This is a genomic window from Kitasatospora sp. NPDC101183, from assembly GCF_044767945.1.
Lineage (GTDB): Bacteria > Actinomycetota > Actinomycetes > Streptomycetales > Streptomycetaceae > Kitasatospora.
On record NZ_JBIWOW010000010.1, the window covers coordinates 202,501 to 219,808 of the forward strand.

The 17,308-nt window shown below is 74.9% G+C and carries 6 protein-coding genes; all 6 read right to left on the reverse strand.

What is annotated here, in order from left to right; translation table 11 throughout:
* Positions 1-11 precede the first annotated feature (11 nt).
* Positions 12-11,570, reverse strand: a complete 11,559-nt coding sequence (locus tag ACIRRS_RS16600) for an amino acid adenylation domain-containing protein (protein WP_402970899.1) — start codon at positions 11,568-11,570, stop codon at positions 12-14.
* A 73-nt stretch (positions 11,571-11,643) separates the two neighbouring features.
* Positions 11,644-12,684, reverse strand: coding sequence for an HAD-IIIC family phosphatase (locus ACIRRS_RS16605; RefSeq protein ID WP_402970902.1), 1,041 nt, complete (start codon positions 12,682-12,684; stop codon positions 11,644-11,646).
* Entirely contained in the window at positions 12,681-13,865 is a 1,185-nt protein-coding gene (locus ACIRRS_RS16610; protein WP_402970905.1) for an acyl-CoA dehydrogenase family protein, read from the reverse strand. Before ACIRRS_RS16610 ends, ACIRRS_RS16605 begins: the two co-directional genes overlap by 4 nt.
* The gene (locus ACIRRS_RS16615; RefSeq protein WP_402970908.1) at positions 13,862-14,116 is read right to left on the reverse strand and encodes an acyl carrier protein; all 255 of its coding nucleotides are present in this window, start codon (positions 14,114-14,116) and stop codon (positions 13,862-13,864) included. Before ACIRRS_RS16615 ends, ACIRRS_RS16610 begins: the two co-directional genes overlap by 4 nt.
* Positions 14,117-14,148: 32 nt before the next feature.
* On the reverse strand, positions 14,149-15,000 hold the full coding sequence (locus ACIRRS_RS16620) for a 3-hydroxyacyl-CoA dehydrogenase family protein (RefSeq protein ID WP_402970911.1): 852 nt from the start codon (positions 14,998-15,000) through the stop codon (positions 14,149-14,151).
* An 11-nt stretch (positions 15,001-15,011) separates the two neighbouring features.
* Positions 15,012-17,129, reverse strand: a complete 2,118-nt coding sequence (locus ACIRRS_RS16625) for an FkbM family methyltransferase (protein ID WP_402970914.1) — start codon at positions 17,127-17,129, stop codon at positions 15,012-15,014.
* Between the last annotated feature and the right edge of the window lie 179 nt (positions 17,130-17,308).

The following is a 17,308-nucleotide window of genomic DNA, read 5'->3' on the forward strand; positions in this document are numbered from 1 at the left end:
TCCTCGGACGTTCAGTGGGCGACGGCGACCGGGGCGGCCTGTGTGTGGGTCAGGGCCGTGATGGTCTCGGTGAGTTCGGCGGCCAGGGCCGCGGGGTTCTCGATCGGGGCGGCGTGGGTGCCGAGCACCCCGCTGCGGGTGTACGGGCCCTCGGTGAGCGCCTCCCAGGCGTCCAGGGCGTGCTCGGGCAGCACCGGGTCGTCGGTGCCGGCCACGGCGCGGACCGGGATGCGCAGCGGGGCGCGGTCGAGGTGGCGCAGGGCGGCCCGGTGGTTCTCCGCCAGGGTGACGTCGGTGCGCAGCCGCACCAGGTACTCGGCGAGCAACTCCTCGCTGTCCAGGACCTGTTCGGGCAGCAGCCCGGCGAACAGGGCGGCCGCCTCGGCGGTCGGCAGGGTGTCCAGGGCGTCGGCCGAGTCGGTGAGCCGGCGCAGGCCCTCGGTCGGTTCGGCCTGCGGCGGGATGCCGCAGGCGGCGACCAGGGCGAGCGGCGGCGCGGCCGGCTGGTCCGCGAGGCGGTGGGCCAGCTCCCAGGCCAGCCAGGAGCCCTGGCTGTGCCCGTAGAGCACGGCGGGGGCGTCGAGGCGGGCGCTGACGGCGGCGGCGACCCGGTCGGCGAGCAGCATCATGTCGGTGACGGGCTGTTCGCCGGTGCGGCCGTCGCGGCCGGGCAGCTGGACGGCGACGAGTTCGACGTCCTCGGGCAGGTGCCGGGCCAGCGGGATGTGGCCGGCGCTGGTGCCGCCCATGCCCGCCATGGCGAAGACCCGGGCGCGGGGCCGATCGGTTCCGGGCACGGGGGCCGCCGGCTTGAGGACCCGCAGCCAGCCGGTGTCCTGCGCCTGCGGGGCCGGCTCGACACCGGAGCCGTCGGAGGGCAGCAGCTGATCCAGCAGGAACCGGGCCAGGCCCGCGCAGCTGCCGGCCCGCACGATGGTGTCGGTGGTGAAGGCGACGCCGGTGCGGCGGGCGAGCTGCCCGCGCAGGGTGACGGCCATCAGCGAGTCCAACCCCAGCTGCTGGAGCGGCTGTTCGGCCGGGACGGCCTGCGGGGCGAGGCCGAGGACGGGGGCCGTCTCGGCGGTGACCAGCTCGGTGAGCAGGGCCAGCCCCGCCGCCGGGTCGCCGACCGCGAGCCTTTGGCGCAGGTCGCGTCCGGCGCCCTCGTCGGCGGCGGGTGCGGCGGGCGCGAGGGCCTCGCGGGCCTGCGGGACGGTGTCGACCAGCGGACGCGGCCGGGCGGCGGCGTACAGCGGGGCGAAGACCGTCCAGTCGATGTCCGCGACCCCGGCCGAGGGCATCCCTGCGGCCAGTACCTGGCCGAGGGCGTGCAGGGCGCGGTCGGCGGCGATGGGCCGGTGGCCGCGCGAGCGGTACGTCCGCTCGGCCTCGGCGCTCATCATGCCGCCGCCGGCCCAGCCGCCCCAGTGCACCACGGTGGCGGCCAGGCCCCGGGCGTGCCGGTGGCGGGCGAGGGCGTCCAGGGCGGTGTTGGCGGCGCCGTACGCGGCCTGGCCCGCTCCGCCCCACAGGCTCGCCCCGCTGCCGTACAGCAGGAAGGCGTCCAGGGGGCGGTCGGCGAGCAGGTCGTGCAGGTGGCGGGCGCCGTGGGCCTTGCCGGCCAGCTCCTCGTCGGCGGCCTCGGGGGTGAGGTCGTCGACGGCGGTCATCCGGGAGACCCCGGCGAGGTGGGCGACCACGCGCAGCGGCTCGGCGTGGGTGTCGAGCGCGGCGAGCAGGCCCTCCAGGGCCGTGCGGTCGGCGAGGTCGCAGACCGCGAGGTCGAGCCCGGTGCCGAGCGCCGCGAGCTCCTCGCGCAGGGCGTCCAGCTCCGGCGTGGAGCGGGCGGTGCGGGTGGCGAGGACGACGCGGCGGGTGCCGCGCCCGGCCAGCCAGCGGGCCAGGTGGCGGCCGAGCGCCCCGGTGCCGCCGGTGATCAGCGCGGTGCCGGTGGTGTTCCAGGCGCCGCCGCCGAGCCGGGTGCGGTGCAGGCGGCGGACGTGGCGGCCCTCGGGCCGCAGCGTCGCCTCGTCCTCGCCGTCCCCGGCGGCGAGGGCCGCCACCAGCGCCTGCTGCCAGCCCTCGTAGGGCTGCGCGGGCAGGTCGATCGTGCCGCCCCAGCGGTCGGGGGCCTCCAGGGTGAGGACCCGGCCGAGGCCGGTGACCAGCGCCTGCGGGTGGTTCGGGGCCTCCTCGCCGTCGAGGGCGGTGGCGCCCCGGGTGACGGCCCACACGGGGGCGGGGCAGCCGGTGTCGCCGAGGGCCTGGACGAGGGCGAGCAGCCGGTGGAAGCCGCGCTCGTCGGCGCCCTCACCGGGCAGGGCGAGCAGCCCGGCCAGCGGCGGCAGCGCCGCGAGGGCGGCCGCCAGGGCGGCGCGGTCCTCGGCGGCGGGCAGCCGGTGGACGGTGGCCCCGGCGGCGGTGAGCGCCTCGGCGACGCCCTGTGCCGGGGCCGGCTCGACCAGCGCCCAGTGGCCGCTCATCGCCGGGTTCCCCGGCGCCTCGGCCGGTTCGCGGCGCTCGGTGTACAGCCAGTCGGCCGTGGCCGCCTCGGCCTGTCGGCCCCGGTGCCAGGCGGCGAGCAGCGGCAGCAGCTCCTCCAGCCGTGCCGCCGACTCCGGTGGGGCGTCGAGGAGTTCGACGATCCGTCCGGCCTCGCCGTCGGCGACGGCCTGCCAGAACGCGTCGTCCGTGGCGGCCCCGGCGGCGGCCCGCTTGGGCTCGGCCCAGTGTCGGGAGCGCTGGAAGGCGTACCCGGGCAGCTCGATCTGCGGGCCGGTGCCGTCGAGCGCGGCCGGCCAGTCCACCGGGTGGCCCTGGACGTGCAGCGCCCCGAGGGTGCGGTGCAGCTGGTCGAGGCCGCCGTGGCGGCGGCGCAGGGTGTCGACGACGACGGCGCCCTCGGCGAGCCCGCCGTCGGTGAGCGGCCCGGCCAGCACCGGGTGCGGGCTGACCTCGACGAACACCTGGTGCCCGGTGCGCAGCAGTTCGCGCTGGGCGAGGTCCAGGCGGACGGGCTCGCGCAGGTTCCGGCACCAGTAGGCGGCGCCCAGCTCCCGGCCGTCCAGCAGGGCGCCGGTGACGGTGGAGTAGAACGGCACCTCGGCCTCGCGCGGGACCAGGTCGGCCAGTTCGGCGGCCAGGCCCGGCAGGATCGCGTCCATCTGGGCGCTGTGCGAGGCGACGGCGGCGTTGAGCTTGCCGCAGATCACGTCCCGGTCGTCGAGGTCGAAGAGCAGGTCGTTGATCGCGTCGACGTCCCCCGAGACGGCCGTGGATCCGGCCGTGTTGACGGCGGCCAGCGAGATCCGCCCGTCGTAGCGGGCGAGGTGGCCGAGCACCTCCTCGACGGGCAGTTCGACGACGGCCATCTCGCCGAGCCCGGTGCGGGAGAGCAGGGCCCGGCTGCGCAGCGCGACGATCCTGGCGCCCTCCTCGACGGTGAGCGCCCCGGCGACGACGGCCGCGGCGACCTCGCCCTGGCTGTGGCCGACCACGGCGGCGGGCTCCAGCCCGCGTTCGCGCCAGGCGGCGGCCAGGCCGAGGTACATCGCGTACATCGCGGGCTGCACCACGTCGAGCCGGTCCAGCGGCAGTTCGGCGGCGGCGCCCGTCCCGGCGAGCAGCTCGGAGACCGGCCGGTCCAGGTACGGGGCGAAGGCCCGGTCGCAGTCGGCCACGACGGCCCGGAAGGCCGGGCTCTCGTCGAGCAGGTCGCGGCCCATGGCGGGCCACTGGCTGCCCTGGCCGGGGAAGACGAACACGGCCTTGCCCAGGCGCCGGGCCCCGCCCTCGGTGACCAGCCGGTGCGGACGGCCTTCGGCCAGCGCGGTGAGCCCGTCGACGAGTTCGGCGTTGCTGCCGGCGAGGACGGCGGCCCGGGCGGCGAAGTGCGTCCGGCGGGTGGCGGCGGGCCCGGCCACGGCGGCCGGGGTGAGCTCCGGGCGCTCGGCCAGGTGGGCGGCCCAGCGGCGGGCCTGGGCGCGCAGCGCCGTCTCGTCCCGGGCGGAGAGCACGACGGGCCGTACGCCGTCGGCGGGTGCGGGCGGGGCGGCGGGGCCCTGCTCCAGCACCAGGTGGGCGTTGGTCCCGCCGATGCCGAAGGAGGAGACCCCGGCCCGGCGCGGGCCCTCGCCCGTCCAGGGCCGCAGTTCGGTGGCGACCTCGAACAGGCCGGTGTCCAGGCCGAGTTCGGGGTTGGGCCGGGTGTAGTGCAGGCTCGGGACGAGTTCGCCGTGGTGGAGCATCAGCACGGCCTTGATCAGGCCGGCGATGCCCGCGGTGGCGTCGGCGTGGCCGATGTTGCTCTTGACGGAGCCCAGCGCGCAGGGCGCGGTGCGCCCGGCGGCGCCGAAGACCTGCTGGAGCGCCTGCACCTCGATCGGGTCGCCGAGCGCGGTGGCGGTGCCGTGCGCCTCGACGTAGCCGACGGTGTCCGGGGTGACGCCGGCGGCGGCCTGCGCCTCGGCGATCACGGCGGCCTGCCCGGCCGCGCTGGGCGCGGTGAAGCCGACCTTGTCGGCGCCGTCGTTGTTGACGGCGCTGCCGCGGATCACCGCGTACACCGTGTCGCCGTTGGCGACGGCGTCGGAGAGGCGGCGCAGGACCAGCACGCCGACGCCGTTGCCGGGGACGGTGCCGCCGCCCTCGGCGTCGAAGGCGCGGCAGGCGCCGTCCGGGGAGGCGACCAGGCCCGGCTGGTACAGGTAGCCGGACTTGAGCGGGAAGGTCAGCGAGGCGGCGCCGACGAGCGCCGCGTCGGACTCGCCGCGCAGCAGGCTCTCGCGCGCCAGGTGGGCGGCGACCAGGCCGGTGGAGCAGGCGGTCTGCACGGTCAGCGCCGGGCCGCGCAGGTCCAGCTTGTGGGCGACGCGGGTGGCCAGGTAGTCGTTCTTGCCGCCGATCATCGCCCGGTAGAAGGCGGACATGTCCTCGGGGTCGGCGCCCTGGTAGCCGCCGTAGCCGGAGCCGCCGAAGACGGCGATCCGGCCGTCGAAGCCGCGCGGCGGCAGGCCGGCGTGCTCCAGCGCCTCCCAGGCGCACTCCAGGAACAGCCGGTGCTGCGGGTCCATCGCCTCGGCCTCGGCCGGGGAGCAGTCGAAGAAGGCGGCGTCGAACAGGTCGGCGCCGTCGACGTACCCCTTGGCGCGGACGTAGTCGGGGCGGGCGAGCAGCGCCTCGGGGACGCCGGCCTCGCGCAGCTCCTGCTCGGTGAAGTGGCTGACCGACTCGACGCCGCCCCGCAGGTTGGCCCAGAAGGCGGCCAGGTCGGGGGCGCCGGGCAGGCGGCAGGAGAGGCCGACGACGGCGACCGCGTCGTCCTCGGGCCGCACGACGGCCCGGACGGCGGGGGCGGCCGCCGGCTGTTCGCCGCCGAGGTGGGCGGCGAGGCGGCGCACCGTCGGGTGGTGGAAGACGGTGGACAGCGGGAACTCCCGGCCGAGTTCCGCGCACAGCTCGCGGTGGGCCTGGAGGGCGGTCATCGAGGTGCCGCCGAGCTCGAAGAAGCCCCGGTCGGGGTCGACCTCGGCGACGCCCAGCGCCCGGGCCCAGGCGGCGGCGACCAGGGCCTGGACGTCGGTGGTGTCCTCGGCCTCGGCGACGGCCTGCGGCGCGGCGGGCAGCCGCAGCAGGGCGTTGCGGTCGACCTTGCCGTTGGGCGTGTGCGGCAGCTCCGCCATCCGGACGAGCCGGCCGGGCACGGCGTGGGCGGGCAGCCGCCCGGCGAGGTGCGCGGCGAGCTGCCGCTCGTCGGCGGCCGCGCCCTCGGTGGCGGGCACCCAGTAGAGCGTGAGCCGGGGGTCGTTCTCGACGTCCTCGCGCACCACGGCGCTGCACTCGACGACGGCCGGGTGCTCCCCGGCGACGGTGTCGACCTCGCCGAGCTCGATCCGGTGGCCGCGCAGCTTGACCTGGGCGTCGATGCGGCCGCAGAACTCCAGGCTGCCGTCGGCGCGGTGGCGCACCAGGTCGCCCGTGCGGTACATCCGGGCGCCCTCGCGGCCCGCGTACGGGTCGGCGGTGAAGCGCTCGGCGGTCAACTCGGGCCGCTCGTGGTAGCCCTGGGCGACGCCGAGGCCGCCGATCCACAGCTCGCCCCGGGTGCCGCGCGGCACTCGCCGGCCGTGCCGGTCGAGCACGTGGAAGAGGGTGTTGAGGACGGGCGTGCCGAGCGAGACCTCGCCGCGCTCCAGCGCACCGGCCTCCAGGGCCCAGGTGGCGGACCAGACGGTGGTCTCGGTCGGGCCGTACATGTTGACGACCTCGCCCGGGCAGAGCGCCGCCAGCTTGCGGGCCAGGCCCCGGTCGAGGGCCTCGCCGCCGACCAGCATCCAGCGCAGGCCGCCGATCAGGGCGCGGCCCTCGGCGTCGGCGAGCAGCATCCGGGCGTAGGAGGGGGTGCACTGCAGGTGGGTGGGGGCCAGGCGGCGGTGGGCGGCCCAGTCGGCGGTGCTGCCGGCGGCGACCACGACGCGGTAGCCCCGGGTGAGGGTCCACAGCAGTTCGAGGGTGGAGATGTCGAAGGAGAGGCTGGTGACGGCGAGCCAGGTGTCGCCCGGGCCGCCGCCGATCCGCTCGTCCATGGCGCGGCAGAAGTTGGCGAACTGGACGTGCTCGATCCGTACGCCCTTGGGGCGGCCGGTGGAGCCGGAGGTGTAGATCAGGTAGGCGAGGTCCTCGGGCGCCGGGCCGTCGAACTCCCCGTCCGCCAGGGCGGTTCCGGGCGCGACGACGGTCAGGTGGGCCCAGCGCTCGACGGCGGTGGCGGAGACCACCACGGCCAGTCCGCTGTCCTCGACCATGTGGTCCAGGTGCGCGGACGGGTAGTTGGGGTCGAGCGACAGGTACGCCCCGCCGGCCGCCCAGACGGCCAGGACGGCGACCACGAGGTCCGTCCCGCGCGGCAGGTGCACCCCGACGGGGGTGCCCTGGCCGACGCCGGCGGCCTGCAGCTCCAGGGCCAACCCGCCTGCCCGGGCGAGCAGTTCGGCGTACGTCCACGCGGCCTCGCCGTCCGTGACGGCGACGGCCTCCGGGGTGCGGGCGGCCTGCGCCAGGATCAGCTCGTACGCGGTCGGCCGGTCGGCGTCGCTGGGCTCGACGGTGCCGGCCCGCTCCTCCAGCCAGGCCAGCTCGGCGGCGCCCAGCACCTCCAGGTCCGCGAGGGCGGCCTCGGGGCGGCGGACGAACTCGGTGAGCAGCCGCTCGAATCCGGCCGCCAGCCGCTCGGCGCCGTCCGCGTCCAGCACCCGCGGCAGGTACTCCAGTTCGGCGCGCAGCCCGTCCCCGCTCGGGGCGAGGGTGAGGCCCAGCTCGAACTTGGAGGCCCCGCGCACATTGCCCGCCGGGCTGCCGGTCGTCGGCAGCCGCCAGGCCTGCGATCCCTCGCCCACGGTGGGCAGTTCGGCGCTGCCGTAGTTGAACACCGCGCGGAACAGCGGGTTCTCCTCGCCGTTGCGCTCGGCGCCGACGGCCTGGACGAGCCGGCTCAGCGGCACGCCCTGGTGCTCGGCGACGGCGGCGACCTTCTCGCCCATGGCGGCCAGCAGGCCGCTCACGGTGGGCTCGCCGGTCAGGTCGCAGCGCAGCGGCAGGGTGTTGACCAGGAAGCCCACCACGCCCTCGGAGCCGGGGAGTTGGCGGTTGGCCCAGACGGTTCCCAGGCTGAAGTCGGCCTGGTCGCAGGTGCGGGCGAGCAGCGCGGCGAAGGCGCTGACCAGCACGGTGTACGGCGTCACCGAGGTGCGGGCGGCCAGCGCCTCGACCTCGGCGCGCAGTGCGGCCGGCAGGGTGAAGTAGTGCGTGTCCCCGCCCTGTTCCGGCTGTTCGGCGCTCTCGGGCCCGGGCGGGAACTCCAGCCGGGGCGCACCGGCCAGTTCGGCGGTGAAGTGGCGCAGCCCCTCCTCGAAGCGGCCCTCCAAGGCGGCGGTGCGCTCCCAGGCGGCGAGGTCGCCGAGGTGGTGCTCGACCGGGGCGGCCCCGGGCTCGGCACCGGTGGCGAACGCCCGGTAGGCGGCGTGGAGTTCGTGCAGCAGCAGGGTCAGCGACCAGCCGTCGACGACGGCGTGGTGCAGGGTGAGGCAGATCAGCTGCGCACCCTCGGGCCCGGTGAGGACGGTGCAGCGGGCGAGCGAGGGGCCGCCCAGGTCGAACGGGGCCAACTCCTCGGCGCGGGCGGCGGTTTCGAGGTCCTGAACCTCGGCCCACTCCAGCGGGATCGAGGCCGACTCGCCGACCAGCTGCACGAGTTCGCCCCCGCGCAGGGCCAGGCCGGTGCGCAGCGCCTCGTGCCGCCCGGCCAGGTGGTCGAGGGCCCGCCCGAAGGCCGTACGGTCCAGCGGGCCCTCGACGGAGAGCTTCAGCGCCACGTGGTACTGGGCGGTGCCGGGGTGCAGCTGCTCCAGGAACCAGAGGCGCCGCTGGCCCTCGGTGGCCGGGTGGACGTCCCGCCGCGCGGAGCGCTCCAGCCGGGCGCCGGCCGGGGCGGCGGGCAGCTCGCCGAGGGCGTGCTCCAGCAGGTAGCCGGTGACGGCCCGGGCGGTGGGGTGGTGCAGGGTCAGGTTCGCGGGCAGGGTGGCGCCGGTGAGCTCGGTCAGGCGGTTGCGCAGCCGCAGCGCCATCAGCGAGTCCATGCCGAGGTCGCGGAAGCGCCGGTCGGCCTCCACCGGCTCGACGGTGCCGAGCAGGGCGGCCACCTCGCGCAGGACGGTCTCCTCCAGCGGACGGGCCCGCTCCTCGGCGGGCAGCGCGGCCAGCCGGGCGCGCAGCCCGTCCGCCGGCGCCTGCTCCACCACGGGGGCGGTGCCGCTGAGGACGGCGGCCGGGGCCTGGGCGTCCACCCAGTAGCGGCGGCGCTGGAAGGCGTAGGTGGGCAGGCCGACGCCCTGGCCCGCCGGGCGGTGGCCGAGCACGGGCGCCCAGTCCACCGGGTGGCCGTGGCCGTGCAGGGCGGCGAGCTGCTGGAGCACCTGGGCGGTGCCGCCGCGCCCGCGCTGGAGGGTGCCGACGACGACGCCGTTGGTGGCGGCGGTGGCGCCGGTCAGCGGGATGCCGAGCACCGGGTGCGGGCTGACCTCGACGAACACGCCGCAGCCGGCGGCCGTCAGCGAGCGCAGGGCGAGGTCCAGGCGGACGGTCTCGCGGAGGTTGCGGCACCAGTACGCGGCGTCCAGGGACTCCCCGGGCAGCACCGTGCCGGTGACCGTCGAGTAGAACGGCACCTGCCCGGGGCGCGGGGCCAGGCCCGCCAGGTCGGCGGCCAGGCCCGGCAGGACCGGGTCCATGTGGCGGCTGTGGCCGGCCGCGTCGGAGGGGATGCGGCGGCAGTAGACGTCCCCGTCGGCCATCGCGGTGAGCAGGTGCTCGACGGCCTCGGCGTCCCCGGAGACGACGGTGGAGGTCTCGGTGTTGATGACGGCGATGGACAGCGCGCCCTCGTACGGCTCGATCAGCGCGGCGACCCGCTCGGCGGGCAGCTCGACCAGCGCCATGCCGCCCTTGCCGCTGCACTCGAGCAGCAGCGCCCGGCTGCGCAGGGCGACGAGCTTCGCGCCCTCCTCGACGGTGAGCGCCCCGGCGACGACGGCCGCGGGCACCTCGCCCTGGCTGCTGCCGACCACGGCGGCGGGCTCCACGCCCAGGGACCGCCAGACGGCGGCCAGGCCGACCATCACGGCGAACAGGGCGGGCTGCAGGACGTCGATCCGCTCGAAGTCGGGCAGGCCCGCGGTGTCGGACCCGGCCAGGAGGTCGCGCACCGACCAGCCGGTGTGCGGGCGCAGCGCGGCGTCGCACTCCTCGATCGCGGCGCGGAACACGGCGGACTCGGCGAGCAGGGCGCGGCCCATCTCGGGCCACTGGCTGCCCTGGCCGGGGAAGACGAACACGGCCTGGCCGCGCGGCGCCGAACGGCCCTGGACCAGCTCGCGCGGGGCGGCGCCCTCGGCGAGGGCGCGCAGGCCCAGCGCCGCCTCGGCGGTGGAGGCGGCGGTGACGGCGGCGCGGTGCTCCAGGTGGGTGCGGTGCAGGGCGGCGGTGCGGGCCAGGTCGAGCAGGCCGGTGCCCGGGTGGGCGTCGAGCCAGTCGGCCCAGCGGGCGGCCTGGGCGCGCAGGGCCTGCGGGGTCTGGGCGGAGAGCAGCACGGGGTACCCGTCGGCGGGGACGGCCGGCTGCTGCTCCTCCTGCTGGGATTCCGTCGAGGGCGCCTCTTCGAGCACCAGGTGCGCGTTGGTGCCGCTGATGCCGAAGGAGGAGATCCCGGCCCGGCGCGGGCGCTCGCCGCGCGGCCAGTCGGCGGCCTCGGCGAGCAGCTCGATGCCGGCCTCGGCCCAGGCGATGTGCGGGCTGGGCTCCTCCACGTGCAGGGTGCGCGGCAGCGCCTGGTGCTGGAGGGCGAGCACCATCTTGATCACGCCGAGCACGCCGGCGGCGGCCTGGGAGTGGCCGATGTTGGACTTGCCGGAGCCCAGGCGCAGCGGCTGCCCGGCCGGGCGGCCGGGGCCGAAGACCTCGGCGAGCGCCCCGGCCTCGATCGGGTCGCCCAGACGGGTGCCGGTGCCGTGCGCCTCGATCGCGTCGATGTCGGCGGGGGTGAGCCGGGCGGCGGCCAGCGCCTCGCGGATCACGCGCTGCTGGGCGGGGCCGTTGGGGGCGGTGAGGCCCTGGCTGCGGCCGTCCTGGTTGGTCGCGGAGCCGCGGATGACGGCGAGCACGGTGTCGCCGTCGCGGCGGGCGGCGGAGAGGGTCTTGAGCAGCACCATGCCGCAGCCCTCGGCCCAGCCGCCGCCGTCCGCGTCGGCGGAGAAGCTCTTGCTGCGCCCGTCCGGGGACATGGCGCGCAGCCGGCTGGACTCGACGAACAGCACGGGGGTGTTCATCACGGTGACGCCGCCGGCCAGCGCCTGGTCGCACTCGCCGCTGCGCAGCGCGGCGCAGGCCAGGTGGATGGCCACCAGCGAGGAGGAGCAGGCGGTGTCGACGGTGACGGCCGGGCCCTGGAGGCCCAGGGTGTACGAGACGCGGCCGGAGATGACGCTGCTGGAGATGCCGGTGCCCTGGTAGCCGTCGAGGGACTCCAGGGCGGCCTGGGTGGTGGCGTAGTCGGAGCGCATCGCGCCCAGGTAGACGCCGGTGCGGCTGGTGCCGAGCGGGCCGGGGCGCTGCCCGGCCCGCTCCAGGGCCTCCCAGGCCGTCTCCAGGGCGAGCCGCTGCTGCGGTTCCATGGCGAGGGCCTCGCGCGGGGAGACGCCGAACAGCTCGGCGTCGAACTCCTCGATGCCGTGCAGGAACCCGCCCTCGCGGGCGTAGCTCTTGCCGGCCGCCTCCGGGTCCGGGTCGTACAGGTCCAGGTGCGCCCAGCGCTCGGGCAGCGGGCCGATCAGGTCCTCGCCCGCGGCCAGCACCTCCCAGTACCGCTCGGGGGTGGCGGCGCCGCCGGGGAGCCGGCAGGCCATCGAGACGATCGCGATCGGCTCCGTCCGGCTGTGCTCCAACTCCTGGTTGCGCTGCTGAAGTTGCAGGACGGCCGCCATGGCGCGGCGGAGCCGGTCCTCGTTCGCGTTCTCGTTCATCTCTGAGCCATCCGTCTCGTCTCCCAAGCCGAGCGCGTGCGCCGGTCCCCCGTCTCGTCGTCCCGGGGCGGCGTCAGTCCTTCGCGAGGACCGTCATGTACGGCGGGTCGTCCTGGACCCGCGAGAAGTCGTTCTCCAGCACGGACACGCCGTCGGGCCGATCCAGCTGTTCCGCCCGCTCCGGCTCGCGGAACCCGGAGAACTTGTAGGTGATGTACATCGTCCGGTTGCGGTCGGTCGGGACGAACTCGGCGCGCAGCCGAACCCCCGCCGAACTCGCCTTCCGGATCAGGTGGTTGAGCAGGACGGCGCCGACACCGCGGGCCATCACCCGGCAGGACATCAGCAGCAGCTTGACCGTCCAGACCCCGGCGCCGCGCTCGACGAGGGCGAGGCCGATGGTGCCGTAGCCGCCGTACACGTCCTCCAGCTCGGCGACCAGCAGATCGTGGTCGGGCGAGGTACGGAAGGCGTCCAACTCCTCGTAGGAGTAGGTGTACCCGGTCGCGTTGAGCTGGTTGGTGCGGACGGTCAGCTCCTCGGCCCGCTGGAGGTCCTCCTCCTGCGCGGGCGCGATGGTGAAGCGCATCGCCAGCTTGGCGAGGAACTCCTCCGAGGTGCCCCGGTGGCCCTCCTCGGCCTGCTTGCGCTGCTCGTCGGCCCGGTACAGCCCGCGCCGGGCGCGGGAGTCGGCGGTGACGAACCGCGGGTTCATCCGCGGCAGTTCGGTGATCGACGCGGCCTCGGCGGCGTCCACGCACAGCACCTGCGGGTGGGCGAAGGCGACTTCGTCCCGCTCGAAGGGCTGGTCGTCGACGAAGGCCAGCGTGTCGATGCCGATGTTGAGCCGGCGGGCGATCTCCGCGACGGCCTCGGACTTGCTGCCCCAGCCGATCTGCGGGTGCAGGAAGTAGTCGGCGAGGCCGAGTTCGGCCAGCTTGGCCATCGCGGTGTCGTGGTCGTTGCGGCTGGCGACCGAGTGCAGGATGCCGCGCTCGTCGAGGGTGCGGATCGCCTCCAGCACGGCCTCGCGGGGCCGCACCTCGCCGTCCTCCAGCAGCACCCCGTCCCACAGGGTGTCGTCGAGGTCCCACACCACGCATTTCACCGTCATCGGTCTCTCCCTCGTTCGGCCCGGACCGGGCGGCGGGCCCGGGCGGACTCCTGGAACGCGTACTCGGCCAGGCCCACCTGGTGGAGCTGGGTGCTGCCCTCGATGACCTCCATGACCCGGGCGTCGCCGAGCAGCCGCTGGACGGGGTAGTCCGGGCCGCAGCCGTTGGCGCCGTGGATCTGCACCGCGTCGGAGGCGGCGCGGACGGCGGCGGTGGCGGCGAAGTACTTGGCGGTGGAGGCGGCGGCCAGCGCCCCCGGGTCGCGGGCGTCGCGCAGCCGGCCCGCTTCCAGGCAGAGCAGCCTGGCGGCCTGCCGGTCCGCGTACATCGCGCTGATCATGCGGCGGACCAGTTGGTGGTCCCGGATCGGCGCCCCGAAGGTCTCGCGCCGCTCCGCGTAGTCGACGCTCGCGGCGAGGGCGGCGTCGAGGATGCCCACCGCGCCCCAGGCGACGGTGTAGCGGCCGAGGTCGAGGGCGGCCCCGGCCACGTGCGAGACGCCTAGGCCGGGGCGGCCGAGCAGGTGGTCGGCGGGCACCTCGCAGCCGTCGAACCACACGTCGGCGGTCATCGAGGCGCGGATGCCGATCAGCCCGGTGATCAGGCCGGTGCGCAGGCCCGGGGTGCCGCGCTCGACGAGCACGGCGGTGGGGCCCTCGGCGGTGCGGCCGACCACCAGGAACAGGTCGGCCGTCTCGCCGTAGGTGATCCAGCGCTTGTGGCCGTCCAGCCGCCAGCCGTTCTCCGTCCGGGTCAGGGCGGTGGTGACGGCGGCGGCGTCGCTGCCGGCCCCCGGCTCGGAGACGGCCAGCGCGGCCGTCACCTCGCCGGTGGCCAGCCGGGGCAGCCAGCGCTCGCGCTGCTCCCGGCTGCCCCAGCGGCCGATGGCGTGGGCCACCATGGTGTGGACGGTGAGCAGGCTGCGCACGGAGGAGCAGGCGCGGCCCAGCTCCCCCGCCAGCAGGCCGAGTTGGACGGCGTCCCGGCCCTGGCCGCCGTACTCGGCGGGGATCGCCAGGCCCATCCAGCCGGTGTCGGCCAGGGCCTTGATCACGGCGGGCGGGGTGTTCTGCTCGCGGTGGAACTCCTCCGCGTGCGGGGCGATCTCGGCGTCGGCGAAGGCCCGGAACTCCTCCAGCGCCTCTTTCTGACTCCGCGTCAGGAATCCGGCGCTGCTCACGAGGCCGGGACGACAGCCAGCTTGCGGCCGACGAACGCCTCCAGGGCGCCGATCGAGCGGAAGTTGTCGAGCTCCAGGTCCTCGTTCTCGACGGTCACGCCGAACTCGTGCTCGACGAAGGTGACCAGCTGCATCGCGAACATCGAGCTGACGAAGCCCAGCTTGAAGAGGTCGTCGTCGTCCTTGAGGTCCGTCACCGGGAAGAAGCCGGAGAGGTAGTGGGCGATCCGGGCCTTGGCGTCGGTGGCCATGGTTGCGGGTCCTGTCCTGTGTGGGGGTTCGGTCAGTGGTAGCTGTGGAAGCCCTGGCCGCTCTTACGGCCGAGCAGGCCCGCGGCGACCATCTTCTTGAGCAGGGGCGCGGGCCGGTACTTGTCGTCGTTGAAGCTCTCGTAGAGCACCTCGACGGACTTGAGGATGGTGTCCAGGCCGATCAGGTCGGCGGTGGCCAGCGGGCCCATCTTGTGGTCGAAGCAGGTGCGGAAGATCCGGTCGATGTCCTCGGCGCTCGCGACGCCGTCCTGGACGAGGAAGACGGCTTCGTTGACCGTCAGCATCAGCACGCGGTTGGAGACAAAGCCCGGCACGTCCTCGACGACGATGCAGTCCTTGCCCATGCCGGCCAGGAAGCGGCGCGCGGCCTCGATCGTCTCCGGCGTGGTGTGGTAGCCGCGGATGACCTCGACCATCGGCTTCATCGGCACCGGGTTCATGAAGTGCATGCCGACGACCTGCCGCGGGCGGCCCGTCACGGAGCCGACCCGGGTGATCGAGATCGCCGAGGTGTTCACCGCGAACACCACCTCGGGGCGGCAGATCGCGTCGAGGCGGCGGTACACCTCCTCCTTGATGCCCCAGTCCTCGGTGGTGTTCTCCACCACGAAGTCCGCGGCGGCGAGGCGCTCGTAGTCCAGGGTGAACTCGATGCGGCCCATCACCTCGGCCACGTCCACCGCGCTGCCCGGGTTGAGCAGCCGGAACGCCCGCAGGCTGGTGCGCAGTTCGGACTGCGCCCGCGCCAGGACGTCCTCGGAGACGTCCACCAGGACCACCCGGTGGCCCGTCTGCGCCAGGTTCTGCGCGACACCGACACCCATGACTCCGGCGCCGACGACGCCGACGGTTGCGAATTCCATGCCCGGTCCCCCTACTTGGCTTCGCCACGCGTGGCGTAGATGTTGAAGATGTCGGTGCCTCGGTACAGCTCGTCCTGCTCGGCGAGCACGCTGAAGCCGTGGCCGGCCAGCAGCTCCGTCAGCCGGGCCACGCGGCCGTCGCCGTCGTGCGCCTCCAGCACCATCTGCCGGATCTTCGGCCAGTCCTCGTCGGCGATGCCGTCGATGACCTGCTGCTCGCTCTTCTGCACGTCGATCTTGATCAGGTCGATCCGCTCGATGCCCTGCTCGCGGATCACCGCGCTCAGCGGACGCAGCGTCGCCGTGAACGGGATCGCCTCGAAGCGGACGTCCATCAACTCCTCGGCGTACGCGGCCAGCTGGTCGATCTCCTCGACCGCCTCCGCCTCGCCCGCCTCGCGCTGGTTGGCGATGATCGTGCGCAGGTTGTGCTTCTCCTCCGCCTCGTCCGGGTGGAAGGAGGACATGCCCGAGGAGCGCGGGTAGAAGGTGAACTCGGCGGTGCCCTCGGCGTCGGAGGCGCCCGCGTGGATCAGGGTGGCGTTCACGCCGTGGTCGGCGACGTTGCGGCCGAGCAGCTCGAACATCGGCGGGGCCGGCTCGAAGGTGTAGACCTTCACGTCCTTGGCCTCGTAGTGCGCGAACAGCGTGAACAGGCCGATGTTGCCGCCCACGTCGACGACGGTGGCGCCGTCCTCGATGGTGATGCCGTGCTTGGCGTAGGTGCGGTGGTCGAAGATGTCCTCGTAGAAGTGCTTGGTCTCCGACTCGTTCTGGTGCGTGATCCAGAGGCCGTTCGGCAGTTGGAAGCGCGGGCGCTCGGCGCTGCCCGTCTCCGAGGTCGCCGCCTCGGTCGACACCTCCTCGCCGCTGCGCAGCGCGTCGATGACGGCGGCCATCTTGGCGACGGTCGGGGTCTCGTACACCTGACGCAGCGTCAGCTCCACGCCGAAGGCGCGGGTCACGCGCAGCAGCAGGCGGGTGGCGAGCAGCGAGTTGCCGCCGACCTCGAAGAAGCTGACGTCGACGGGGATCTCGTCGACGGGCAGCAGCTTGACCCACAGCTCGGCCAGCGTGCGCTCGGTGCCGGTCAGTTCGGCGTCGTTGTTTCCGGCCTTCTCGCCGTTCAACTTCGCGAGCGCCTCCCGCAGCACCTCGGTGTCGTCACGGCTCTCCAGCGGGTGCCGCATCGAGGCGACCACGCCGGCGCCGCTGCCCCGGGCGCCGGTGGCCAGGCTGCTGAGCGTCTGGCCCGGGCCCGCCTCCAGCAGGGTCCTCTCCGCTCCGAACTCGCGCAGCCCGTCCGCGAACCGGACCGGGCTGATGAGGTGCTGCGCCCAGTAGCCGGGGTCGGTGGCCTGGGCGTCGGTGATCCAGGTGCCCGTCACGTTGGAGACGTACGGGATCCTCGGCGCGCTCAGCGTCAGGCCCTCGGCCAGCGCCGTGACCTGCTCGACCAGCGGGCGCATCATCGCCGAGTGGAAGGCGTGGGTCGAGCGGACGGGGCGCACGACCACGCCCTCGCCGCGCAGGCGCTCCTGCAGCGCCTCGACGTCCTCGGCGGGGCCGGCGACCACGCAGAACTCGGGGCCGTTGACGGCCGACAGCGACAGCCGCTCGCCCAGCAGGCCGCCCAGCTTCTCCTCGGACAGCATCACGGCGAGCATCCGGCCGGTCGGCGCCGCCTCGATCAGCTTGGCGCGGCGGGCGACGAGCGTGAGCGAGTCCTCCAGGGACAGCACCCCGGCCAGACAGGCGGCCACGTACTCGCCCAGGCTGTACCCGATCATCGCCTCGGGCTCGACGCCCCAGGAGGCCCACAGCTTGGCGAGCGCGTACTCGACGGCGAACAGCGCCGGCTGAGCCACCTCCGTACGGTTCAGGCGGCGCTCCTGCTCACTCTCCTCGGGCTCGCCCCGGCCGAGCATCCGGCGCAGGTCGAGCTCGGGGGCCTCGTCTCTGGAGGCCTCCTCGCTGAAGAGGACGCTCCGAAGATCGAGCCCGAGCTCGGGCTCCAGCAGCTCGGCGCAGCGGTCCAGCTCGGTGCGGAACACCGGGTGGTCGCGGTAGAGGTCCCGGCCCATGTCGAGGTAATGGTCACCGAGGCCGGGGAACATGAAGACGGTCATGCCACTCCTTGGACAAGGAAGCGAAAGATGCGATCTGCGATCGACGCGGAAGCGGATCGCTCGGCTCGAAAAGAAGTTCCGGAGCCCCGGTTGGGCACACTTCACCAACCCTGGAAACAGCTTCTTGGCTCGGCCGGAATTTGTCAAGCGCGAATTTTTCGGGGAATCTCGAAGGATTC